We start from the raw sequence: 21,202 nt of genomic DNA, 5'->3' as shown, positions 1-21,202 counted from the left end.
AAGAACACGCTCATGGCAACTGGCTTCTATACCCACAACGACTGTCTGCTGCACGAAATGGGGCAATGGCATCCCGAGTGTCCGGCGCGCCTGCAGGCAATCGAAGACCAGCTGATCGCAAGTCGCATCGATTCGCTCATCGAGCGCGAGTCGCCGCCCCTCGCTGAAGACGAAGCGCTGCTGCGCGTGCATACGCAGGCGCATGTCGATTACATCCGCGGTCTCTCGCCGGAAGAAGGCTACGCCGCGATCGACCCGGACACGTCGATGAACCCGCATACGTTGCAGGCCGCGTTGCGTGCGGCGGGCGCTGCGGTCGCGGCGACCGATGCCGTCATCGAAGGTCGCTACGACAACGCGTTCTGCAGCGTGCGCCCGCCGGGCCACCACGCGGAGCCGGCGCGCGCGATGGGGTTTTGCCTCTTCAACAACGTTGCGATTGCGGCGCGTCATGCGCTCGAAGTGCACGGGCTTTCGCGCGTCGCGATCATCGATTTCGACGTGCATCACGGCAACGGCACCGAAGCCGCGTTCGCCGGTGACGCACGCGTGCTGATGTGCAGCTTCTTCCAGCATCCGTTCTATCCGTTCACGGGCGCTGACAACCAGGCCGCGAACATGGTGAACGTGCCGCTCTCCGCGCGCACGACCGGCATGGTCATGCGCGAAGCCGTCGATCTGATGTGGCTGCCGCGGCTGCATGCGTTCAAGCCGGAGATGCTCTTCGTGTCCGCGGGATTCGACGCGCATCGCGAAGACGACCTCGGCAACATGGGTCTCGTCGAAGCCGACTACACATGGCTGACGCAGCAGATCCGCACGATCGCGGATCGTTACGCGAAAGGACGCATCGTCAGCACGCTGGAAGGCGGCTATAACCTTTCCGCGCTTGGGCGCAGCGTCGTCGCGCATCTGCGCGCGCTCGCCGACATCTGAGGCGCGCAGGCCGGCCGTCGATGGGCTGCGGGTTTGAGCGTCAGCCCGCGCGCGCATGGATCCACTGGATCAGCGCGCCGATTACGCGCTCGCGGTCCAGGTCGTTCATCGTCTCGTGGTAGCTGCCCTCGTAGAGCGTGAGCGTCCTGTCCGGCGAGCCGGCGTGCGCGCCGAAATCGCGGCTGCCGTCGGGCTCGGTGAGCTTGTCCGCGGTGCCGTGCCAGACCAGCAGCGGCAACCGCAGCGACGCACGACCCCGTTCGATCCGCGCCATCGCATCGAGAATTTCAGCGCCGGTACGCGCGGGTACTGCAGCGTGATGTACCAGCGGATCGTTGCGGTTTGCCTCGACGATGGCCGGATCGCGCGACAGCAGCGATGCATCGATCTTCATCGCCGGAAACCGGGGCCACACGCGGCTGATGATACGGCTCAGCGTGATCATCCAGCGCGGCACATCGTGGCCGGCGGCAAGCGCCGGGCTCGACAGGATCAGTCCGCGGAGCTTTGGACCACTGCCGGCCGCGCGTTCGATCGTATGGAGCGCCGCGATGGCGCCGCCCATGCTGTGGCCCATCAGGAAGAGCGGCGTTGCCGGTCGGGAAGCCGCATCGAGCAGGGCGTCGGCGTCGTCCAGATAGTCGTCGAAGCGCTCGATCCAGACGCGCGCGCCAGATGCAAGACCGTGTCCGCGCAGATCGATCGCCACCAGTTCGATGCCCGCGGCGTTCAATTCGCGGGCAAGCGCCCCATAACGGCCCGCGTGTTCGGCAAGACCATGGATGAGCGCGACCGTCGCGCGCGGTGCGCCTTCGGGCGTCCAGCGGTAGAGCGACAGTTCGGTGCCCTCGCGGGTCCCGATGCGCGACATCGCCGGCGCTGGCGCGTCGCCAGTTCGCGTCGTGGACGTCACGTTTGCTTGTGAAGTGGTCTCTGGCACGGCTGTCTCCCGTCTCATTATTCTGATCCGCCCGATCATAGTCGCGGGCGACGACCGGCGCGAGCAACCCGCGCGGTGTGGTCCTCTAATGCTTTCAGGTTATGAAAAGATCGTAATTGATTATTAAAGGGAATGTCGCCGATGCGGTAAAATCCGGGCTCAAATCCCAATAAAAGCAACGGCGGCCGTGTGTCGGAGCGCAAAACGCGCGTCGGACAGAACCGCCGTTTCGTTTTTCTACATGATCGAACTTCGCAATATTTCGCAGCGTTTCGCGGGGCTCAGAGGCTGGGTCGAAGCACTGCATAACGTCAACCTGGCCATTCCGCCTGGCGAGGTGTTCGGCATCATCGGCCGCAGCGGTGCAGGCAAAAGCACGCTGGTGCGCACGATCAACCTGCTGACCCGTCCGACCGAGGGCAATATCGTCGTCAATGGTCGCGATCTGACGACGCTGCCCGCGGCGCAACTGCGCGAGGCGCGTCGCGAGATCGGCATGATCTTCCAGCATTTCAACCTGCTGTCCTCGCGTACCGTCTACGAGAACGTCGCGTTGCCGCTCGAACTTGCCGGCATGAAGCGCGCCGAAATCGAGCTGACGGTGTTGCCGCTGCTCGAACTCGTTGGCCTGTCGGCGCAGAAGGATCGCTATCCGGCGCAGATCAGCGGTGGCCAGAAGCAGCGCGTCGGCATTGCACGTGCACTTGCGAGCAAGCCGAAGGTGCTGCTCTCCGACGAAGCCACGTCGGCGCTCGATCCCGAAACCACGCGCTCCATCCTCGATCTGCTGAAGCGTATCAACCGCGAGCTCGGTTTGACGGTGGTGCTGATCACGCACCAGATGGACGTGATCAAGCAGGTCTGCGATCGCGTCGCGGTACTGGATGCCGGACGTGTGGTCGAAGAGGGCAAGGTCATCGATGTGTTCCTGCAGCCGCATCACGAAGTTACGCGCGCGCTGATCGGCGACGTGATCGCCCAGGAACTGCCGCCCGCGATGAAGGCGCGCGTTGCCGAGCGTCTGAAGACGGGCAGCGGTCATCTGCTGCGTCTCGCGTTCACGGGTTCGGGCGTCGACCAGCCGATCCTGTCGGAGACGATCCGTCGCTACGAACTGGACTTCAACATCCTGCACGGCCAGATCGACGAGATCCAGGGTCAGGCGTTCGGCTCGCTCGCCGTGCTCGCGGGCGGCCAGCCGGTCAAGGTGGCCGAAGCGATCGCGTATCTGCGCGAACAGGGTGTGGTGGTCGAGGAGTTGTCGTATGTTGAGTGAAATGTTCGATATGTTCGTGCAGTCGTTCTGGGAAACGCTCGTGATGGTGGGCATTTCCGGACTGGTCGGCGCGCTCGTGGGGCTGCCGCTTGGTGTGCTGCTTTATCTGACGGATCGCGATGGCGTGCTGCAGAACATCGGCGTGAACCGCGTGATGGGCGTGGTCGTCAACGCCGTGCGCTCGACGCCCTTCATCATCCTGCTGGTCGCGGTGATTCCGTTCACGCGGCTGATCGTCGGCTCGTCGATTGGCACGGCGGCCGCCGTCGTGCCGCTCACGATCGCTGCCGCGCCGTTCATCGCGCGTCTTGTCGAGACAGCGTTGCGCGAAGTCGATCGCGGTCTCATCGAGGCCGCGCAGGCGATGGGGGCAACGACCAGCCAGATCGTCTTCAAGGTGCTGTTGCCGGAATCGCTGCCGGGTGTGATCGCCGGCCTCACGATCACGTTCGTTTCGCTCGTTGGCTATTCGGCGATGGCGGGTGCAATCGGCGGCGGTGGGCTCGGCGACCTCGGCATCCGCTATGGATATCAGCGCTTCCTGCCGGAAGTCATGGTGACGGTCGTCGTCATCCTGATCGTGTTCGTGCAACTGGTGCAGTCGTTCGGGGATTGGCTCGTGCGTCGTTTGAGCCACAAATAACAAAGGCTTTGCCCGTCGCGGGAAGCCGCTTATACGGATTGGAAGGGTCAGTCATGCAACGTCGTTTTGTTCTCAAGCTTGCCGCCGTGCTCGGCGCAGCATCGGTGTTTGCCTCGGCCGCGACGGTCGCCGCGGCTGATGAAACCATCAAGGTGGGCGTCACGGGCGGCCCGCACGCGCAGATCATGGAAGCCGTCAAAACGGTCGCCGCGAAGAACGGGCTGAACATCAAGATCGTCGAGTTCTCGGACTACGTGCAGCCGAACGCGGCGCTCGCCGGCGGCGATCTCGACGCCAACAGCTACCAGCACGATCCGTATCTGCAGGCGCAGGTCAAGGACCGCGGCTACAAGCTGATCCGCGTAGCCGATACCGTCACGTACCCGATGGGCATCTATTCGAAGAAGATCAAGACGCTGGCCGAACTGCAGCCGGGCGCGAAGATCGCGGTGCCGAACGACCCGACGAACGGCGGCCGCGCGTTGTTGCTGCTGCAGAAGCAGGGTCTCCTGAAGCTGCGCGCCGACGCCGGCCTGAAGGCGACGCCGCTCGATATCGTCGAGAACTCGAAGAAGCTGAAGATCGTCGAACTCGACGCCGCGCAGATCCCACGTTCGCTGAACGACGTCGACGCCGCGGCGATCAACACCAATTTCGCGATGGAAGCGGGTTTGAAGCCGAAGCAGGACGCGATCGCGATCGAAGATGCAAAGGGTCCGTACGTGAACATCATCGCGATCCGCGAAGCCGACAAGGGCAAGCCGTGGGTCGCGAAGCTGGTTGCCGCGTATCACTCGCCTGAAGTAAAGCAGTTCATCGACGGCAAGTTTGGTGGCGCTGTCATCACAGCCTGGTAAGGCTTGAGCGGCCCCGTAAGCGGGACGGGTTTGTCCGTTGCGTACGTCAGCCAGGGCAAGTACCGACCGCATGTGATCTCGAAATTAGAGGCGTAGGTTAATACCCGGGCTTGCCGTCCGGGTTTTTTCGAGATTAAAATAGAACGATCGTTCGCTAATCCTGTCGCTTTGCGCGGAAGCGATATTTCCGATGCAGGCAACCTGCGGGCGGCTGCCGTGAGGGCAGTCGTTATAATGACCGTTGGGTTGACGTATTCGTAACTTTGGAGCGTGTGCATGAAAATCCTGGTGCCAGTCAAGAGAGTGGTCGATTACAACGTGAAGGTCCGTGTGAAATCGGACAACACGGGTGTGGACATCGCGAACGTGAAGATGTCGATGAACCCGTTCGACGAGATCGCGGTTGAAGAAGCGGTGCGCCTGAAGGAAGCGGGCGTGGCGACCGAAGTGATCGCCGTGTCGTGTGGCGTGACGCAATGTCAGGAAACGCTGCGCACGGCGCTGGCGATTGGTGCGGACCGCGCGATCCTGATCGAGTCTTCCGAAGACCTGCAACCGCTGGCGGTTGCGAAGCTCCTGAAGGCGCTGGTCGACAGGGAACAGCCTTCGCTGGTGATTCTCGGCAAGCAGGCGATCGACGACGATTCGAACCAGACCGGCCAGATGCTCGCGGCGCTCGCGAACCTGCCGCAGGCGACGTTCGCCTCGAAGGTGGTGGTGGCCGACGGCCGCGCGACCGTGTCGCGCGAAGTGGATGGCGGCGCGGAAACACTGTCGCTGACGCTGCCGGCGGTAATCACGACCGATCTGCGCCTGAACGAGCCGCGTTATGTGACGCTGCCCAACATCATGAAGGCGAAGAAGAAGCCGCTGGAAACGCTCAAGCCCGAGGACCTCGGTGTCGATGTCACGCCGCGCCTGAAGACGCTGAAAGTGGTCGAGCCGCCGAAGCGCAGCGCGGGCGTGAAGGTTGCCGACGTGAAGACGCTGGTCGAGAAGCTGAAGACCGAAGCCAAGGTGCTTTGATCACGAACACGCAGGAGACGGACGAAATGACGAATCTGGTAATAGCAGAGCACGACGGCGCATCGATCAAGGCGGCAACGCTGAACACGATTGCAGCCGCGCAGAAGATTGGTGGCGGCATCCACGTGCTGGTGGCGGGCCACAACGCGCAGGGCGCGGCGGACGCGGCCGCGAAAATCGCAGGCGTGAGCAAGGTGCTGCTGGCCGACGCCGCGCAACTCGAAGCCGGTCTGGCGGAAAACGTCGAGGCGACGGTACTGGACATCGCAAAGGACTACACGCACATCCTTGCGCCGGCAACCGCATACGGCAAGAACATCGCACCGCGCATCGCAGCGAAGCTGGACGTCGCGCAGATCAGCGACATCACTGCCGTGGACAGTGCGGATACGTTCGAGCGCCCGATCTACGCCGGCAACGCAATCGCGACCGTGCAATCGAGCGATGCCATCAAGGTGATCACGGTGCGCACGACGGGCTTTGACCCGGTGGCGGCCGAGGGCGGCAGCGCAGCGGTGGAGAAAATCGAAGCCGCAGCCGACACCGGCCTTTCGCAATTCGTGAGCCGTGAAGTGACGAAGCTGGACCGACCGGAGCTGACCTCGGCGAAGATCATCGTGTCGGGTGGACGCGGTCTGGGTAGCGGCGAGAACTACACGAAAGTGCTCGAGCCGCTGGCGGACAGGCTGAACGCGGCGTTGGGCGCCTCGCGCGCCGCAGTGGATGCAGGGTTCGTGCCGAACGACTACCAGGTGGGCCAGACGGGCAAGATTGTGGCGCCTCAGCTGTACGTGGCCGTCGGCATCTCGGGTGCGATCCAGCATCTGGCCGGCATGAAGGATTCGAAGGTGATCGTGGCGATCAACAAGGATCCGGAAGCACCGATCTTCAGCGTGGCCGATTACGGTCTGGTGGGCGATCTGTTCACGGTCGTGCCGGAACTGGTGAGCGAGCTGGGCTAAGTCGTACGAGGACGAACGGCGTCTTTTTACAGGACGTCTGGCGGCACTCGAAAGGGGCGAGGACCTGTTGTCCGACGCCCCTTTTTTTGCATTCAGGCAGGAGAAGGCCGACATGTTCGCGGGCAGCGTGCCATACCTGAAGCCTGAGGGCATTGTCCCGGACGGCTGGCAGATGGCGTGTGCGCTGCTTGTGGCGAGGGAAAAGCGTGAAGACGATCCATCGTTCTAAGGCGCGAAGATCGCAACCGCGCAGTTCTTCGCGGAACATGTGCTGACACAGGCATCGGCGCTCGAAGCGTCGATCGTGACGGCGAAGGGCGGGGAAGGTATGCCGCGACCCGGTGCAGATCAGTTCAGAGTGCGAAGGGACGTGAAGAGTGTACGGGCCCGTATCGACACCGACCTTTCACAAAAACAGAACGGCGCCTCTTGCGAGGCGCCGTTCTGCTTCGCGCAATCGATCGCACACGCCGGTCAGGCTGCGCTAAAACGATCGGGCAACGTCACTACGCGTAAGCCGGACGGTGTGCGCCACCCGTTTCGCCGAGATAACGATGCACGGAAAGGTCGCCCGACTGGATCGCCGGCTGTTTGCCGGAGATCAGGTCCGCGAGCAACTGACCCGAGCCACACGACATTGTCCAGCCGAGCGTGCCGTGTCCTGTGTTCAGGAAGAGGTTCGGCACCGGCGTGCGGCCGACGATCGGCGTACCGTCCGGTGTCATCGGACGCAGACCCGTCCAGAACGTGGCCTTCGTCGTATCGCCGCCGCCCGGGAACAGGTCGTTCACGCACGTTTCGAGCGTCTCGCGGCGCGCCTGGCGAAGCGACTTGTCGAAGCCGGCTATTTCCGCCATGCCGCCGACGCGGATCCGGTCGTCAAAGCGCGTGATCGCGATCTTGTACGTTTCGTCGAGCACCGTCGAAACCGGCGCTGCGGCTGCGTCGATGATCGGCGCGGTGATCGAGTAGCCCTTCAGCGGATAAACCGGAATCTTGACGGCGTCCGCGAGGAAGCGTGTGGAATACGAACCGAGCGCGACAACGTAGCTGTCGGCCACGATCATCTCGTTGCCGCATTTCACGCCGGCGATACGGCCGTTGCTCATCGCGAGCGCGTCGATCGGCGTGTTGTAGCGGAACTTGACGCCGAGCGCTTCGGCCATCGCGGCAAGGCGCGTGGTGAACAGCTGGCAGTCGCCGGTTTCGTCGCCCGGCAGACGCAGGCCGCCCGTCAGCTTGTGCGACGTCGCGGCAAGCGCGGGTTCGACGCGCGCGAGTTCCGCCGGCGTCAGCAATTCATACGGTACGTTTGCATCTTTCAGGACGGCGATATCTTTCGCTGCACCGTCGAGCTGCTGTTGCGTGCGAAAGAGTTGCAGCGTGCCACCCGTGCGGCCTTCGTACTGGATGCCGGTATCGGCGCGAAGCGCCTGCAGACAGTCGCGGCTGTATTCAGCGAGACGAACCATGCGGCCCTTGTTGACGGCATAACGCTCCGTCGTGCAGTTCTGCAGCATCTGCCACATCCACTTCAGCTGGAACTGCGTGCCGTCGAGCCGGATAGCGAGCGGTGCGTGCTTCTGGAACATCCATTTGACGGCCTTGAGCGGCACGCCCGGCGCCGCCCACGGCGCGGCGTAGCCGGGCGAGATCTGGCCTGCATTCGCGAAGCTGGTTTCGAGCGCAGGACCTGCCTCGCGGTCGATCACGGTCACTTCGTGACCCGCGCGCGCAAGGTAATACGCGCTCGTAACGCCAACGACACCGCTGCCCAGAACGACAACTCGCATGACTTCTCCAGAAAGGTCGGAAGGCTGACGGTATCGAAATGTTCGATTAATGAGGTATTACGCGGTCAACCCAGTGTTAACCGCTATACTATTGATGAACAGTCAGGTTTTGTTATCGTATTTTTTGGATTTTCAGTAGAAACATCATGCGAACCCAACGTCATCCGATACGCGCGCTGGACAAGCTCGATCACCGCATCCTCAAGCTGCTCCAGCAGGACGGCCGCATGGCCATGAAGGACCTCGCCGAACAGGTCGGGCTCTCGGTCACGCCGTGCATCGAACGCGTCAAGCGCATGGAGCGCGACGGCGTGATCATGGGCTACTACGCCCGTGTGAATCCGGCCGAACTTGGGGCTGCGCTGCTGGTGTTCGTCGAGATCACGCTCGATCACAAAAGCGGCAACATGTTCGATCAATTCCGGCGCGAAGTGCAGAAGATCCCCGAGGTGCTGGAATGCCATCTCGTGTCGGGCGACTTCGACTACCTGATCAAGGCGCGTATCGGCGAAATGGCCGACTACCGGAAACTGCTCGGCGACATCCTGCTGCAACTGCCGGGCGCGGTGCAGTCGAAGAGCTATGTCGTGATGGAAGAGATCAAGGAAACGCTGGCGATCGCCGTCGGCGAATGAGATTCGCCTCGCCGTCTGGCCAGTCTCGACAAACGGCTCAGATACTGTATATTTATACAGTATCTGAGCCGTTTTGCTTTCTGTGCCGTGACCGATTCCAACGACGAATATCCGATTGCCCCGCCCGCACCCCTCAAGGGGCGCGGCGCAGTCACGAACCTGCAGGGGCGCTACGAGATCAACCAGCGCGAAGCGTTCGACGACGGCTGGGTGCTGTCATCCGCCGATGACGATTTCGGCACGCCTGCGTTGCGTACCCAGGTCTTCGAGGAGCGGGCGAAATCGATCCTGACACGCAACGCCTCGCCGGACATTCCGTTTAACGTGTCGCTCAACCCGTATCGCGGGTGTGAACACGGCTGCATCTATTGCTTCGCACGCCCAACGCACAGCTATCTGGGGCTTTCGCCGGGGCTGGATTTCGAGAGCCGCATTTACGCCAAGGTCAATGCAGCGGCGTTGCTCGAACTCGAACTGTCGAAGAAATCCTACGTTCCCGAACCCATCGCCCTGGGCGTGAATACGGACGCCTGGCAGCCGGTGGAACGCGATCGCAGGTTGACCCGCAGTGTCATCCAGGTGCTGCACGATCGTGGGCATCCGTTCGCGGCCATTACGAAGTCCTCGCTGATCGAACGCGATCTCGATTTGCTTGCGCCAATGGCGGTGCGTGGGCAGGTCATGGCGGCCATCACGATCACAACACTCGACGCCGACATCGCCCGTACGCTGGAGCCGCGCGCCGCCACGCCGGCAAGACGATTGCGCACCATCAAGACATTGAGCGAGGCCGGCGTGCCGGTGGGTGTCAGTATTGCGCCGGTGATTCCGTTCGTCACGGAGCCGGACATGGAGCGCGTCCTGGAAGCGTGTGCGGAGGCGGGTGCTTCGTCAGCCAGCTTTATCGTCCTGCGATTGCCGTGGGAGGTCGCGCCGCTGTTCAAGGGCTGGCTCGCGGCGCATTTTCCGGATCGCGCCGATCGGGTGATGAGTCGTGTGCGCGACATGCGGGGCGGCAAAGACTACGATGCGTCGTTCGCGACCCGGATGAAAGGTGAGGGGCTGTGGGCGGATCTGCTCAAGCAGCGCTTTCACAAGGCAGCCCGACGGCTCGGCCTGAACGAGCGACAGCGCGGCATTCTGGATATGTCGCACTTTCGCCGGGTTGAAATGGCGAGGCCGCCGTTACCGGATAACCCGCAGCTCGATCTGTTCTAGACTGGCGGCCAGACGCGCTGGCCTCTCATTGCGAGAGTGTTTTCGCCGCCTGAACCTGCAATTCGAAATACGTCTGGAATGAGAGTGCAAGGCCCGTCATCAGCAGGAACGCGCCGATCAGCAGCGAGAAGATAACGATGAAGATCACCGTCCATCCCGAGTCGCTTTCCTTGCCGGTCTGTGCGTTGAACTGGGCGTCCCACTTTTCGTCCGGGCGCAGACCGTAGACGATTGCCGCGAGGAACGCCGCCAGCAGGGAAATCGCGCCCGGGAGCACGAGCACCCAGCCGGGCGTCGACGCGCGTTCAGTGGCCGCGAGCAGCAGATAGCCGGGAATGCCAATCAGAGTGCCAAGCAGATGCGCCCAGCCGTACACGTCGCGCAGTCCGTACAAATAGAAGCGATGTGCGCCCAGCGAGCCGAAGAAGAACGCAAGTGCTGCGGTAATCGTCTTGGATCTGAAGCGCGGAGAAAGCGAGGCAACGGTGGACATGGGCTAAGGCTGAATATCACAGACAACAGGGTCGGCGCGCCAGGCGCGCATGCCGCGGCAGGTGCGCGGGGCCGACGCGCATTCTACGCTCCACGCGCGCCGCGGGTCACATGGCGTGTCTGGAGCGCTGAGCCCGTCGCCTCGATCAAGGCGCCGCCCAGGTGACGCGGTAGATCGCGCCCGCGTAGTCGTCGCTGATCAGAAGCGAGCCGTCGGGGAGTGGAAGCACGTCGGCGGGGCGACCCCACTCGCTTTCGTCCGGCATCAGCCAGCCCTGGGCGAAGACTTCCTGGCGCGGATTGCTGCCATCGGCGTTCACGATCACGCGCATGACGCGGTATCCGACCTTCCGGCTGCGATTCCACGAACCGTGTTCGGCAATGAAGATGGTGTTGCGGTAATCGGGCGGGAACATCGGGCCGGTATAAAAACGCATCCCGAGCGCCGCGACGTGCGCGCCGAGTTTCGCGACCGGAGGCGTAAATTCGCTGCACGCGTGGTCCTTGCCGAATTCCGGATCGGCGATGTCGCCTGCGTGGCAGAACGGATAGCCGAAATCCATGCCGCTGCGCGGGGCGCGATTGAGTTCGTCGTCGGGGCGATCGTCGCCGAGCATGTCGCGACCGTTGTCGGTGAACCACAGTTCGTGCGTCACCGGGTGCCACGCAAAGCCGACCGTGTTGCGGATGCCGCGCGCGATCGTTTCGTAGTGACTGCCATCGGCGTCCATGCGCCCGAGCATCGCGTAGTGGTCGCGATCGGGCAGGCAGATATTGCAGGGCGCGCCTTGTGGCACGTACAGCTTGCCGTCAGGGCCGAACGCGATGAATTTCCAGCCGTGGTGATGCTCAGTGGGCAATTTGTCCGTAACAATCACAGGCTTTGGCGGATCGGCCAGGTGGTCATCGATTGCGTCGAAGCGCACAATCCTTGATACCGCCGACACGTACAGCGTGCCGTCGCGCCACGCGACGCCTGCGGGCGTGTCGAGGCCGGACGCGATCACGTGCCGGGCGGTGACTTTTCCGTCGCGCAGTTCAAGGGCATACACGTGGCCGTCTGTGCTGCCCGCATACAGAATGCCTTTTGGCGAAAGGGCCATTTCGCGCGCCGAAGGCACGTTGTCCGCCAGAACCTCGATGTGAAATCCGGGCGGCAGCCTGATTCGCTCGATGGGTAGCGAAGCCGCCGGGGCGGCTGACGCAGCCAGATTCAGCAGGCAAAACGCGATGGCAAGCAGCCGGTCATGCCAGATGCGCGGGCGTCCGGGCCGGAGCCCGAACATCGTCGAAAAAGCCGTTTTCATGTGCCTCCCGCATGGATAACCGGGCGAGTCTGCCGCAGCCGCGTAGCGGGCGACGCCTCGCCGTCGCGACCCGGCTTTGCAGTTTATCCCCGTAAGTGTTTGTTATGGCGTTGCTTTCGGGCTATAATCTCGCGTTTCAGTGGTTTCGAACCCCGGATTTCAAGGATTCCAGTATGGTCATCATCCGCTTGGCTCGTGGCGGCTCCAAGAAGCGCCCGTTCTACAACATCGTCGCAACCGATTCGCGTAACCGTCGTGACGGCCGCTTTATCGAGCGCGTTGGCTTCTACAACCCGGTTGCAACGAAGGGCGAATCGCTGCGTATCGCTCAAGACCGCCTGACGTACTGGCAAGGCGTTGGCGCGCAACTGTCGCCGACCGTCCAGCGTCTCGTGAAGGAAGCGCAAAAGGCGCAGCCGGCTGCCTGATGGTAGTCAGCAGGTGCATCGCGGGCGTGTCGCGCGAACTGTGCGGCGTGCCGGGTGCGCACGTATTTTCTGAAGTTGGCTCGAAGCTGGCTGTGAGGTTGACCCATGTCCGCGCGTGATTCCGACGGCTCAGGCCGTAGCAAACCCGCGAACCGTGGCGAAGCTTCATTTGGCGCCTTCGTTCGCAAGCCAGCAGCGCGGGTTGTACCGGCGGCAGCTGATCCGGCTGCGGCAGAAATGCGCGCTGAATCGGCGGAAAGCTGGCCGGACGACGCTGTCGAAGTTGGCGCAATCGTCGACGCGTACGGGCTGAAGGGCTGGGTGAAGGTGGCCGCGCATGCGGACGCCGGGCGAGGCGGCGACGCCTTGCTGAGTGCCAAACGCTGGTGGCTGCTGAAAGGCCGCGAGCGTCGCTCTGCACCGGTTCTGCAGTCAAAGATACATAGCGATAGCATCGTTGCCCATCTCGGCGGCACGGCTGACCGCGACGTCGCATTGTCGCTGCGCGGTCACAGTGTGTACGTGCGTCGCAGTGACTTCCCGGCACTCGAGGCCGACGAGTTTTACTGGGTCGACCTGCTCGGTCTGGATGTCGTCAACGAATCCGGTGTCGAACTGGGTAAGGTTGCCGACATGATCGACAACGGTGCGCATTCGGTTCTGCGGGTCGAGTACCCGACCACGGGCAAAGACGGCAAGCCGGTCACCGGCGAGCGTCTGATTCCGTTTGTCGGCGTCTACGTCAAAACGGTGGATCACGCGGCGAAGAAAATCGTCGTCGACTGGGAAGCCGATTATTAATCGGTACCGGCAACACGGTACCGGGCACGATTCGCTGAATGGGGAGAGCGATGCAGTTCGATGTCGTCACGCTCTTTCCTGACATGTTTCGCGCACTGACCGATTGGGGTATCACCAGCCGGGCAGCGAAACAGCAGCGTTACGGTTTGCGTACGTGGAATCCGCGCGACTTCACGACCGACAACTACCGTACCATCGACGATCGTCCCTATGGTGGCGGTCCCGGCATGGTCATGCTTGCAAAACCGCTTGAAGATGCGATCGGCGCAGCGAAAGCCGCGCAGGCGGAGCAGGGTGTGACCGGTGCGCGCGTCGTCATGATGTCGCCGCAGGGTGCAACGCTCAATCACGATCGTGTGATGCAGTTCGCGCAGCAACCGGGTCTGATCCTGTTGTGCGGTCGCTATGAAGCGATTGACCAGCGTCTGATCGACCGGGTCGTCGATGAAGAAGTCAGTCTGGGTGATTTCGTGCTGTCCGGCGGAGAGTTGCCGGCGATGGCGTTAATGGACGCCGTTGTACGCCAGTTGCCTGGCGTGCTGAACGATTCACAATCGGCGGTGCAGGACAGTTTCGTCGACATGTTGCTGGATTGTCCGCATTACACGCGGCCCGAAGAATACGATGGCGTGCGTGTGCCCGATGTGCTGCTTGGCGGCCATCATGCGGAAATTGAGTTGTGGCGTCGGCGCGAGGCGTTGCGCAATACGGCAAACAAGCGTCCCGATCTGATCGCGCGCGCCAGAAAGAACAAGATGCTGAGCCGTGCCGACGAGGCATGGCTTGCAAGTCTCGCGAAAGAAGCGTCGAAGGCGTGAGCCTTTACGATTCCGAGTGAGCACCAGGCGGTGTCGCACATGCGTGTGCGACGCCAGATGTGAACCCATCCTCTATCGGGGCCGTAGCCGCGCGCAACAGGCAAAGCCAGCGCAAGGCAGGTACGAACGCCGACAAGATGGACATAGGAGTCAGTGATGAATCTGATTGCAAAACTCGAGCAGGAAGAAATCGCGCGCGCCCTCGGCGAGAAGACCATCCCCGAATTCGCCCCCGGCGATACGGTGATCGTCAGCGTGAATGTGGTTGAAGGCACGCGTAAGCGTGTGCAGGCTTATGAAGGCGTTGTGATTGCCAAGCGCAATCGTGGCCTCAACTCGTCGTTTATCGTCCGCAAGATTTCATCGGGCGAAGGCGTCGAGCGTACGTTCCAGACGTACTCGCCGCTGCTGGCAAGCATCGTCGTGAAGCGTCGTGGTGACGTGCGTCGCGCAAAGCTGTACTACCTGCGCGATCGTTCGGGCAAGTCGGCCCGGATCAAGGAAAAGCTGGTCTCGAAGGACCGTGCTGCTTCCCAGGCCTAAAAACCTGTAAGAGCTGTAAGAAAAAGCACCCCTCGCGGGTGCTTTTTTCTTTGCTACGTCAGAATAGCGTCTTGTCCAATTCAATCGCCTGATTCCGGGAAGCCCGTTGACCCGCCCCGTCTTTGAACCCGAAGCTCTGCCTGTCGAATCGACGGGTATCGATCTGCCCGTTATTGCGCCCGCACGTCTGACGCCCGACGGCCTGCGCGCGCGTTTTGAGAAATCGCTCGCGTGGGCGCCGGAGCCGCTGGTGGAAACGCGTCTGCATGATGGCGATCCGCGACTGGCCGCCGTGCTGGTGCCGCTCGTCGTGCGCGACGAAGGACTCACCGTCCTGTTGACGCAGCGCGCCGACCATCTCAACGACCATGCCGGCCAGATCAGTTTTCCTGGTGGCAGGCAGGAATCCTGGGATGCGAACGCGACTGCGACCGCGTTGCGCGAAGCGCAGGAAGAAGTCGCGCTGGATCCGGAGCGCGTCGAAGTTCTGGGTTCGTTGCCCGACTACCTCACGGGTACCGGTTTTCGCATTACACCCGTGGTCGGTCTCGTGCACCCGCCGTTCACGGTCGAAGCCGATACGCTTGAAGTTGCCGAAATCTTCGAGGTGCCGCTCGCCTTTCTAATGGACCCGGCACGTCATGAAGTGCGCGTATTTCGCTGGGAAGGCGGAGAGCGTCGTTTTTTTGCCATGCCTTATCCGCGTAGCGAATCCGACGGCCATCACTTCATCTGGGGTGCAACGGCGGGTATGTTGCGTAATTTCTATCGCTTCCTCGCAGCTTGACCCGAAACCCCGGCTGGTGCCGCAAGCGTTTGCGCCCCTTGCACGCTCAGGCTCATCCGACCCTGTGCTATCGTTATAAAACAACCGAATAAACCCGAATAGCACGGCGCAACGCATGACATTTTTCTCCGTATTGCTGGCTCTCATCATCGAACAGTTACGCGCGCTGTCGCCCAACAATCCGGTGTCGGCGTTGCTTCAATACCATGCGGAGTCTGCCGCGCACGGCTTTGACGCCGGCAAGCAGAAGCACGGAATCCTCGCCTGGCTGGTTGTCGTGCTGCCGTGGACGCTCTTCGTCGGCGTCGTTTACTACGTGCTGTACGAGATCAACTTCGTGCTCGCGTTCCTCTGGAACGTGGTGATCGTGTACTTCACGCTTGGATTCCGGCAGTTCAGCCACTATTTCACCGACATTCATCTCGCGCTCAATAACGATGACGTGCCACGCGCGCGTGAAATCCTCAACGAATGGACAGGGCTTGAGACCGTTGATATGCCGGTCAGCGAGATCGTGCGTCATACGTTGATTTACGCGGTGATCGCATCGCATCGTCACGTGTTTGGCGTGTTTTTCTGGTTTCTCGTGCCGGTTGGGCCGGCAGGGGCAGTGCTGTATCGCATCGCCGAATATCTCGCGCGGACGTGGTCGAAGCCGGCCGACGAACGCACGCCGGCGTTCTCGACGTTCGCACAGCGGGCGTTCTTCGTGATCGACTGGATTCCGGCGCGTTTGACGTCGCTGGGTTTCGCGATCGTCGGCAATTTCGAAGACGCGATCTACGCCTGGCGCAACCACGCGCGTCAGTGGCACGATGCGAACGATGGCGTTCTGCTTGCTGCAGGCAGTGGCGCGCTCGGTGCGCGACTGAGCGGGCCGCTTGCCGAGCCGTCGAGTCTCGACGCACTTTCGACCGGCGATGGTGGCCCGATGCAGGTCGGCGACGACTGCACGCCGCGCACGCTGCAGTCCGCAGTCGGACTCGTGTGGCGCGCGGTGATCCTGTGGATGATCATCCTGCTCATGCTGACGATCGCCGTGTGGCTGGCCTGAGTCACGCAGCCTGGAACCATCAGTTGCAAAGCAGAAGAGGCCGATAACCCGGCCTCTTTTTTTGTTTTTGCGTCGGGCTGGCGATCGATTAACCGTCGAGTGGATTGCGCGCGGTGCCGCATTGCCAGCACACCGTGAACTGCGCTTCGAGTGTTTCGCCGCAATGTCCGCAACGCCACGATGGCGCGCCCGTGGCAGGACCGCTGGAGGCCGCTTCGATCAATCTGCGCGCGAGCGCTTCGTCGCGTTCATCGACGAGCCACAGTTCCGGTGCGCACTGCTCCGCCGGAATCTCGCCCAGCGCGCCGTTCAGATAACGGTTGTGCAATTGGCATGCGACGCCCGCCGTCGACAGCACATTGATCCAGTGCTGGCCGATCAGCACGTTCGGGGCGCGCATCAGTTTCATCATGGCGGGGCGGGAATCGGCGCCTAGCGCACGATCTGGCTGGCTTCGTGGACGAGTTGCGCGTAGAGCGTATGACGTTCGCGCGCGATGTGGCCGTTAGCGACGGCGTCGAGGATCGCGCAGCCGGGCTCGTGCAGATGATGGCAGTTGTAGAAGCGGCAATCCGCCAGCAGCGGACGAAACTCGGGAAACGCGCGCTCAAGGCGCCCTTCGGTCAGATGGTGCAGGCCGAATTCCTGAAAACCTGGCGAGTCGGTGAGCGAACCGCCTTCGGGCAGTGGATAAAGGCGTGTGTACGTCGTCGTATGCCGGCCGCTGTTCAGCGCAGTCGAGATCTCGCGCGTTGCCACTTCCGCATTCGGGACCAGCAGGTTCACGAGCGTCGATTTGCCCATGCCGGATTGCCCGAGCAGAAGCGTCGAATGGCCGGTCAGATGTTCGCCGAGGGCTGCGCGCGCCTCGTCTGGACGCGTTCTGATCGACACTTCCACGACCGGATACCCGAGTTCGCGATAGCGGGCGAGCCGCGCGCGGGCGCCCGCAAGCGCGCCCTCGACGTCGGTCTTGTTCAGCATGATGAGCGGCTTCAGTTCGTTGGCTTCGGCGGCGACGAGTGCGCGGCCGAGCAAGTCCTCGCTGAAATGCGGCTCGGTGGCGAGCACGATCAGCAATTGATCGAGGTTCGCCGCAAAAAGCTTCGACTTGTACTGATCGGAGCGGTAGAGCAGGTTGCGCCGCTCGTCGATGGCGACGATCACGCCCTGATCGGCGGACGCTGCCTCGTACGTTACGCGATCGCCAACGGCGACCTCGCTCTTCTTGCCGCGTGGGAAGCATTGCAGCGCCGCGCCACCGTCATCGGGCACGACGAGGTAGTGGCGGCCATGCGCCGCGACGACAAGACCGTGTACCTGCTTCTGCGCGCTGGCCGCGGCGCGGGCCGCTTTCGGCGAACGGCCGCTCATGCGTGCCGCAGCAGACGGTCGATCCGCTGCGACGCTGGCGGATGCGAGTAGTAGAACGCGGTGTAGAGCGGGTCGGGCGTGAGCGTCGACGCATTGTCCTCGTACAGCTTGACGAGCGCGTTGACGAGATCTTTGGCATCCGTTTGCGTAGCGGCGAACGCGTCGGCCTCGAACTCGTGCTTGCGCGAGCTGAGACTGCCAAGCGGCGTCACGAAGAACAGGAACACGGGCACAGCGAGGAAGAACAGCACGAGCGCAAGCCCGCTGTTGCCGCCCGTGAGCGACGGACGCACGCCCAACCCTTCGTAGAACCACACACGCTGCGACAGCCAGCCAAGCAATGCGAGCATCACGAGGCTGATCGCGAACGTGACGACCATCCGTTTGATCACATGGCGGCGTTTGAAGTGGCCGAGTTCGTGGGCGAGCACGGCTTCGATCTCGTTGCCCGACAGGCGCGCGAGCAGCGTGTCGAAGAACACGATGCGCTTGGCCGCACCGAAGCCGGTGAAATACGCGTTGCCGTGCGCCGAACGACGGCTGCCGTCCATCACGAAGAGGCCCTTGGCGGCGAAGCCACAGCGCTTCATCAGCGCCTCGATGCGGTTTTTCAGCGCCTCGTCCTTGAGCGGTTCGAACTTGTTGAAGAGCGGGGCGATGAACGACGGATACAGCACCAGGACGAGCATCTGGAACGCGACCCACACGACCCACGTCCACAGCCACCACAGGCTGCCGGCCTGGTTCATCAGCCACAGCACGACGAACAGCAGCGGCAGGCCGAACGCAGCGCCCAGCAGTGCGCCCTTGATACGGTCGACGAAGAAAATGCGCCGGCTCATCCGGTTGAAGCCGAAGCGGTCTTCGATTACGAACTGACGGTAGTAGTCGAACGGCAGATCGATCACGCTCGTGATCGCGACCACTGCCGCGACCAGTGCGATCTGGCCGCCGTAGCCGCGGCCAAGCCATCCGGTGATGCCGAGATCGAGCGACTGGACGCCGCCCAGCAGTGTCAACCCGATCAGCACCGCGGCGCTGACGACGATCTCCACCATCGTGAGACGCGTGCGCTCAACAGTGTAGTCGGCCGCACGCTGGTGCGCCGGCAACGGAATGGTCGTGGAAAACTGCGGCGGCACCTGGTCGCGGTGCGCCGCCACGAAGCGGGTTTGCCGCGACGCGAGCCAGAGTTTGGTTCCGACCATCGCCACAACGGCGATCACGAACAGAACGGTGAAGTACAGGGTAGGCATCCGGGAGATCCGTAGTATCTATGCGAGAATTATATGTTTCTTCCCGCCGGCTGGCGGGTTGTGCTCATACGAACCGTTTCAACGGCGTCGGGCGCGTCATTCGCACGCGATACCTGGCGCCTGATAACAACCAGGGTTGCCTTCATGACTGACACTCTCGACGCCGCTGGCCAGGCTCCGCTCGTTCGCAGCGACATGAATCTCATCTGGCTCGACATGGAAATGACGGGCCTCGAACCGGACACGGACCGCATCATCGAGATTGCTGTCGTCGTGACCAATTCGACGCTCGACAAACTGGTGGAAGGCCCGGTGATCGCCATTCATCAAAGCGACGAAACGCTGGCCAAAATGGATCAGTGGAACCAGAACACACACGGCCGCTCAGGCCTGATCGACCGCGTGCGCGCCTCGACCGTCAGCGAAGCCGAAGCCACCGAGCAGATTCGTGCGTTCCTCGGCGGATTCGTGCCGCCCGGCAAATCGCCGATGTGCGGCAACTCGATCTGCCAGGACCGCCGTTTCATGGCACGCTGGATGCCGGACCTCGAGCGTTTTTTCCACTATCGCAACCTCGACGTCAGCACGCTCAAGGAACTGTGCCGCCGCTGGCAGCCGACGATCTACAAGGGCTTCCAGAAGCGCGCGTTGCACACGGCGCTCGCCGACATCCACGAATCGATCGACGAACTCAAGTATTACCGTGAGCACTTCCTGATTCCTCAGGCGAGTGCACCCGGCGCTGCTGCCGTCGCCATCTGAAGCGATAAGCGGCCTGAATCGCTACCGGGGAGCGCGCTGCGCGCTCTTCGGGCGAAACGCGGTGACCACGCCGGCGTTCGTTTCCATGTACGGGCCGCCGATCAGATCGATGCAATACGGCACCGCAGCAAAAATGCCCGGAACGGTGATAGTACCGGCTTCGTCGCGCAAACCCTCCAGCGTTTCCCTGATCGATTTCGGCTGACCCGGCAGATTGACGATCAGCGCTGCGTGCTCCGGCGTTTCGCGAACCACCGCGACCTGCCGCGAGAGAATCGCCGTCGGCACGAAATTCAGGCTGATCTGCCGCATCTGTTCGCCGAAGCCCGGCATTTCCTTCGTTCCCACTGCCAGCGTGGCTTCCGGCGTGACGTCGCGCCGCGACGGGCCCGTGCCGCCCGTGGTCAGCACCAGATCGCAGCCCGTGTTGTCGACGAGATCGACGAGCGTGGCCGAAATGGTGGCCGCGTCGTCCTGGATCAGCCGCGTCTCGATGCGCCACGGGGAGGCGAGCGCCGTGCCGAGCCACGCTTCGAGTGCGGGAATGCCCTTGTCTTCGTAGACGCCGCTGCTTGCCCGGTCGCTGATCGACACGAGACCGATCAGGATCTCGTCAGGGTGGTTACGCGTCGGTTTCGTCATCGTCGTCTTCGCGGGCTTCGTCAGTTTCGTCGTCATCGTCGCCGGTTTTGCTCGCGTCCTTGATCCACTGGAACAGTTCGCGGAAGTAGCGCGGCGGTTTCGCCTGCTGCTGCTCCTTGCGCGCGTTGCGGATCAGCGTGCGGCCTTCCTGCGGATCGGCGGCAGGGTGCTGGCGGATGAATTCGGTCAAGGCGGCGTCGTCGGCGAGCAGCTTTTCGCGCGTGCGCTCGATCCAGTGCAGACGCGCCGTTTCGGCCTTGTTGATGCCCTTGTAGCTGTCCAGCGCGGTGCGCAGCGCGGCCGTTTCCGAATCCAGCAGCCCGCGCATCACGCGACCGACGTACTGCACCTGGCGGCGCTTGCCTTCGTGATCGGTAATGCGGCGGGCCTCGCGGACCGCGTCGTTGAGCGCTTCGGGCATGGGCATGCGCTTGAGCGCGTCTTTCGGCAGCGCGATCAGCGCCTCGCCCAGTTCCTGCAGCGCGTGCATATCACGCTTCAGCTGCGATTTGCTGGGACGGTCATACCCGTTCTCGTCGACTTCCGGAGCGGGTTGCATGGGTTGAGTGCGGGTTTTGCGTGTCATGCCCATATTGTAACGTGCCGTGCCCCCCGAACCCCTATGCCGGATGGCTAACGCGCCGGCATGAAG

Annotated in this window: 24 protein-coding genes; 15 read left to right on the top strand and 9 right to left on the bottom strand. The window is 62.6% G+C overall.

All coding sequences use genetic code 11. The annotated features are described in order from the left end of the window. Positions 1-12 precede the first annotated feature (12 nt). Entirely contained in the window at positions 13-936 is a 924-nt protein-coding gene (locus LPA36_RS18385) for a histone deacetylase family protein (RefSeq protein WP_228879617.1), read from the top strand. 40 nt (positions 937-976) lie between these two features. Here the strand turns inward: LPA36_RS18385 and LPA36_RS18380 are convergent, their stop codons facing one another. Then, a complete protein-coding gene (locus LPA36_RS18380; protein WP_228879758.1) occupies positions 977-1,807 on the bottom strand; it encodes an alpha/beta hydrolase in 831 nt (276 codons plus the stop codon). Between the two features lie 310 nt (positions 1,808-2,117). On the opposite strand from LPA36_RS18380, the gene LPA36_RS18375 reads away from it, so the two are divergent. The 5 genes from LPA36_RS18375 (at position 2,118) to LPA36_RS18355 (ending at position 6,640) form a co-directional block, all read left to right on the top strand. Continuing rightward, complete coding sequence (locus LPA36_RS18375) at positions 2,118-3,152, top strand: methionine ABC transporter ATP-binding protein (protein ID WP_228879614.1); 1,035 nt, start codon at positions 2,118-2,120, stop codon at positions 3,150-3,152. Next, positions 3,142-3,795 carry a methionine ABC transporter permease gene (locus LPA36_RS18370; RefSeq protein ID WP_228879612.1) on the top strand — a complete coding sequence of 218 codons (654 nt, stop codon included), beginning with the start codon at positions 3,142-3,144 and terminating at the stop codon, positions 3,793-3,795. Before LPA36_RS18375 ends, LPA36_RS18370 begins: the two co-directional genes overlap by 11 nt. Before the next feature lie 53 nt (positions 3,796-3,848). Next, positions 3,849-4,652 carry a MetQ/NlpA family ABC transporter substrate-binding protein gene (locus LPA36_RS18365; protein ID WP_228879609.1) on the top strand — a complete coding sequence of 268 codons (804 nt, stop codon included), beginning with the start codon at positions 3,849-3,851 and terminating at the stop codon, positions 4,650-4,652. Positions 4,653-4,928: 276 nt separating this feature from the next. Then, on the top strand, positions 4,929-5,678 hold the full coding sequence (locus tag LPA36_RS18360) for an electron transfer flavoprotein subunit beta/FixA family protein (RefSeq protein WP_228879607.1): 750 nt from the start codon (positions 4,929-4,931) through the stop codon (positions 5,676-5,678). Between the two features lie 26 nt (positions 5,679-5,704). Then, the gene (locus LPA36_RS18355; RefSeq protein ID WP_228879605.1) at positions 5,705-6,640 is read left to right on the top strand and encodes an electron transfer flavoprotein subunit alpha/FixB family protein; all 936 of its coding nucleotides are present in this window, start codon (positions 5,705-5,707) and stop codon (positions 6,638-6,640) included. A 506-nt stretch (positions 6,641-7,146) separates the two neighbouring features. Here the strand turns inward: LPA36_RS18355 and LPA36_RS18345 are convergent. Next, entirely contained in the window at positions 7,147-8,433 is a 1,287-nt protein-coding gene (locus tag LPA36_RS18345) for a D-amino acid dehydrogenase (RefSeq protein ID WP_228879602.1), read from the bottom strand. Positions 8,434-8,579: 146 nt separating this feature from the next. On the opposite strand from LPA36_RS18345, the gene LPA36_RS18340 reads away from it, so the two are divergent. Both LPA36_RS18340 and LPA36_RS18335 read left to right on the top strand, forming a co-directional pair. Next, a complete protein-coding gene (locus LPA36_RS18340; RefSeq protein ID WP_228879595.1) occupies positions 8,580-9,068 on the top strand; it encodes an Lrp/AsnC ligand binding domain-containing protein in 489 nt (162 codons plus the stop codon). Between the two features lie 87 nt (positions 9,069-9,155). After that, complete coding sequence (locus LPA36_RS18335; RefSeq protein ID WP_228879593.1) at positions 9,156-10,286, top strand: PA0069 family radical SAM protein; 1,131 nt, start codon at positions 9,156-9,158, stop codon at positions 10,284-10,286. A 25-nt stretch (positions 10,287-10,311) separates the two neighbouring features. Here the strand turns inward: LPA36_RS18335 and LPA36_RS18330 are convergent, their stop codons facing one another. Beyond that, positions 10,312-10,779, bottom strand: coding sequence for an NINE protein (locus tag LPA36_RS18330; protein ID WP_228879592.1), 468 nt, complete (start codon positions 10,777-10,779; stop codon positions 10,312-10,314). Between the two features lie 145 nt (positions 10,780-10,924). After that, positions 10,925-12,064: a PQQ-dependent sugar dehydrogenase gene (locus LPA36_RS18325; protein WP_228879756.1), complete on the bottom strand. Its 1,140-nt coding sequence runs from the start codon at positions 12,062-12,064 to the stop codon at positions 10,925-10,927. 194 nt (positions 12,065-12,258) lie between these two features. Here LPA36_RS18325 and rpsP point away from each other — a divergent pair, with 194 nt between their 5' ends. The 6 genes from rpsP to LPA36_RS18295 all read left to right on the top strand — a co-directional run bounded on the left by rpsP (position 12,259) and on the right by LPA36_RS18295 (position 16,516). Continuing rightward, positions 12,259-12,513, top strand: a complete 255-nt coding sequence (rpsP, locus tag LPA36_RS18320) for a 30S ribosomal protein S16 (RefSeq protein ID WP_006476550.1) — start codon at positions 12,259-12,261, stop codon at positions 12,511-12,513. A gap of 105 nt (positions 12,514-12,618) precedes the next feature. Continuing rightward, positions 12,619-13,314: a ribosome maturation factor RimM gene (rimM, locus tag LPA36_RS18315; protein WP_228879589.1), complete on the top strand. Its 696-nt coding sequence runs from the start codon at positions 12,619-12,621 to the stop codon at positions 13,312-13,314. A gap of 50 nt (positions 13,315-13,364) precedes the next feature. Next, entirely contained in the window at positions 13,365-14,132 is a 768-nt protein-coding gene (trmD, locus tag LPA36_RS18310) for a tRNA (guanosine(37)-N1)-methyltransferase TrmD (RefSeq protein ID WP_228879753.1), read from the top strand. Between the two features lie 156 nt (positions 14,133-14,288). Then, a complete protein-coding gene (gene rplS / locus LPA36_RS18305) occupies positions 14,289-14,675 on the top strand; it encodes a 50S ribosomal protein L19 (protein ID WP_020069334.1) in 387 nt (128 codons plus the stop codon). A 106-nt stretch (positions 14,676-14,781) separates the two neighbouring features. Then, positions 14,782-15,462, top strand: a complete 681-nt coding sequence (locus LPA36_RS18300; RefSeq protein WP_228879587.1) for a CoA pyrophosphatase — start codon at positions 14,782-14,784, stop codon at positions 15,460-15,462. Positions 15,463-15,577: 115 nt separating this feature from the next. Beyond that, positions 15,578-16,516, top strand: coding sequence for a CobD/CbiB family protein (locus LPA36_RS18295; protein ID WP_228879585.1), 939 nt, complete (start codon positions 15,578-15,580; stop codon positions 16,514-16,516). 88 nt (positions 16,517-16,604) lie between these two features. On the opposite strand, the gene LPA36_RS18290 is transcribed toward LPA36_RS18295, so the two are convergent. Genes LPA36_RS18290 through LPA36_RS18280 form a run of 3 tightly spaced genes read right to left on the bottom strand, consistent with a single transcriptional unit; the run spans position 16,605 to position 19,146 of the window. Continuing rightward, entirely contained in the window at positions 16,605-16,925 is a 321-nt protein-coding gene (locus tag LPA36_RS18290) for a putative signal transducing protein (protein WP_228879751.1), read from the bottom strand. Between the two features lie 23 nt (positions 16,926-16,948). Continuing rightward, positions 16,949-17,890 (bottom strand): ribosome small subunit-dependent GTPase A, encoded by a 942-nt coding sequence (rsgA, locus tag LPA36_RS18285; RefSeq protein WP_228879582.1) that lies wholly within the window; start codon positions 17,888-17,890, stop codon positions 16,949-16,951. Continuing rightward, positions 17,887-19,146, bottom strand: a complete 1,260-nt coding sequence (locus LPA36_RS18280; protein ID WP_228879580.1) for a M48 family metallopeptidase — start codon at positions 19,144-19,146, stop codon at positions 17,887-17,889. Before LPA36_RS18280 ends, rsgA begins: the two co-directional genes overlap by 4 nt. A gap of 144 nt (positions 19,147-19,290) precedes the next feature. On the opposite strand from LPA36_RS18280, the gene orn reads away from it, so the two are divergent. After that, complete coding sequence (orn, locus tag LPA36_RS18275) at positions 19,291-19,908, top strand: oligoribonuclease (protein WP_228879578.1); 618 nt, start codon at positions 19,291-19,293, stop codon at positions 19,906-19,908. A 21-nt stretch (positions 19,909-19,929) separates the two neighbouring features. Here the strand turns inward: orn and mog are convergent, their stop codons facing one another. Beyond that, positions 19,930-20,550, bottom strand: a complete 621-nt coding sequence (gene mog / locus LPA36_RS18270; RefSeq protein WP_228879748.1) for a molybdopterin adenylyltransferase — start codon at positions 20,548-20,550, stop codon at positions 19,930-19,932. Further along, entirely contained in the window at positions 20,531-21,136 is a 606-nt protein-coding gene (gene yjgA / locus LPA36_RS18265) for a ribosome biogenesis factor YjgA (protein WP_228879575.1), read from the bottom strand. The genes mog and yjgA overlap by 20 nt, the downstream gene beginning before the upstream one ends. Positions 21,137-21,202 lie beyond the last annotated feature (66 nt).

The sequence above is a fragment of the Paraburkholderia saeva genome (genome assembly GCF_907164555.1).
GTDB classification, from domain to species: Bacteria; Pseudomonadota; Gammaproteobacteria; order Burkholderiales; family Burkholderiaceae; genus Paraburkholderia; species Paraburkholderia saeva.
The sequence above is the reverse complement of the archived record's forward strand: the minus strand, read 5'-3'. Positions and strand labels throughout refer to the sequence as shown.

Excerpts from the sequence above, each read along its gene's own strand:
- LPA36_RS18385 (WP_228879617.1), top strand. The coding sequence starts at position 13 with ATGGCAACTGGCTTCTATACCCACAACGACTGTCTGCTGCACGAAATG.
- LPA36_RS18380 (WP_228879758.1), bottom strand. The coding sequence starts at position 1,807 with ATGTCGCGCATCGGGACCCGCGAGGGCACCGAACTGTCGCTCTACCGC.
- LPA36_RS18375 (WP_228879614.1), top strand. The coding sequence starts at position 2,118 with ATGATCGAACTTCGCAATATTTCGCAGCGTTTCGCGGGGCTCAGAGGC.
- LPA36_RS18370 (WP_228879612.1), top strand. The coding sequence starts at position 3,142 with ATGTTGAGTGAAATGTTCGATATGTTCGTGCAGTCGTTCTGGGAAACG.
- LPA36_RS18365 (WP_228879609.1), top strand. The coding sequence starts at position 3,849 with ATGCAACGTCGTTTTGTTCTCAAGCTTGCCGCCGTGCTCGGCGCAGCA.
- LPA36_RS18360 (WP_228879607.1), top strand. The coding sequence starts at position 4,929 with ATGAAAATCCTGGTGCCAGTCAAGAGAGTGGTCGATTACAACGTGAAG.
- LPA36_RS18355 (WP_228879605.1), top strand. The coding sequence starts at position 5,705 with ATGACGAATCTGGTAATAGCAGAGCACGACGGCGCATCGATCAAGGCG.
- LPA36_RS18345 (WP_228879602.1), bottom strand. The coding sequence starts at position 8,433 with ATGCGAGTTGTCGTTCTGGGCAGCGGTGTCGTTGGCGTTACGAGCGCG.
- LPA36_RS18340 (WP_228879595.1), top strand. The coding sequence starts at position 8,580 with ATGCGAACCCAACGTCATCCGATACGCGCGCTGGACAAGCTCGATCAC.
- LPA36_RS18330 (WP_228879592.1), bottom strand. The coding sequence starts at position 10,779 with ATGTCCACCGTTGCCTCGCTTTCTCCGCGCTTCAGATCCAAGACGATT.
- LPA36_RS18325 (WP_228879756.1), bottom strand. The coding sequence starts at position 12,064 with ATGTTCGGGCTCCGGCCCGGACGCCCGCGCATCTGGCATGACCGGCTG.
- rpsP (WP_006476550.1), top strand. The coding sequence starts at position 12,259 with ATGGTCATCATCCGCTTGGCTCGTGGCGGCTCCAAGAAGCGCCCGTTC.
- rimM (WP_228879589.1), top strand. The coding sequence starts at position 12,619 with ATGTCCGCGCGTGATTCCGACGGCTCAGGCCGTAGCAAACCCGCGAAC.
- trmD (WP_228879753.1), top strand. The coding sequence starts at position 13,365 with ATGCAGTTCGATGTCGTCACGCTCTTTCCTGACATGTTTCGCGCACTG.
- rplS (WP_020069334.1), top strand. The coding sequence starts at position 14,289 with ATGAATCTGATTGCAAAACTCGAGCAGGAAGAAATCGCGCGCGCCCTC.
- LPA36_RS18295 (WP_228879585.1), top strand. The coding sequence starts at position 15,578 with ATGACATTTTTCTCCGTATTGCTGGCTCTCATCATCGAACAGTTACGC.
- LPA36_RS18290 (WP_228879751.1), bottom strand. The coding sequence starts at position 16,925 with ATGAAACTGATGCGCGCCCCGAACGTGCTGATCGGCCAGCACTGGATC.
- rsgA (WP_228879582.1), bottom strand. The coding sequence starts at position 17,890 with ATGAGCGGCCGTTCGCCGAAAGCGGCCCGCGCCGCGGCCAGCGCGCAG.
- LPA36_RS18280 (WP_228879580.1), bottom strand. The coding sequence starts at position 19,146 with ATGCCTACCCTGTACTTCACCGTTCTGTTCGTGATCGCCGTTGTGGCG.
- orn (WP_228879578.1), top strand. The coding sequence starts at position 19,291 with ATGACTGACACTCTCGACGCCGCTGGCCAGGCTCCGCTCGTTCGCAGC.
- mog (WP_228879748.1), bottom strand. The coding sequence starts at position 20,550 with ATGACGAAACCGACGCGTAACCACCCTGACGAGATCCTGATCGGTCTC.
- yjgA (WP_228879575.1), bottom strand. The coding sequence starts at position 21,136 with ATGACACGCAAAACCCGCACTCAACCCATGCAACCCGCTCCGGAAGTC.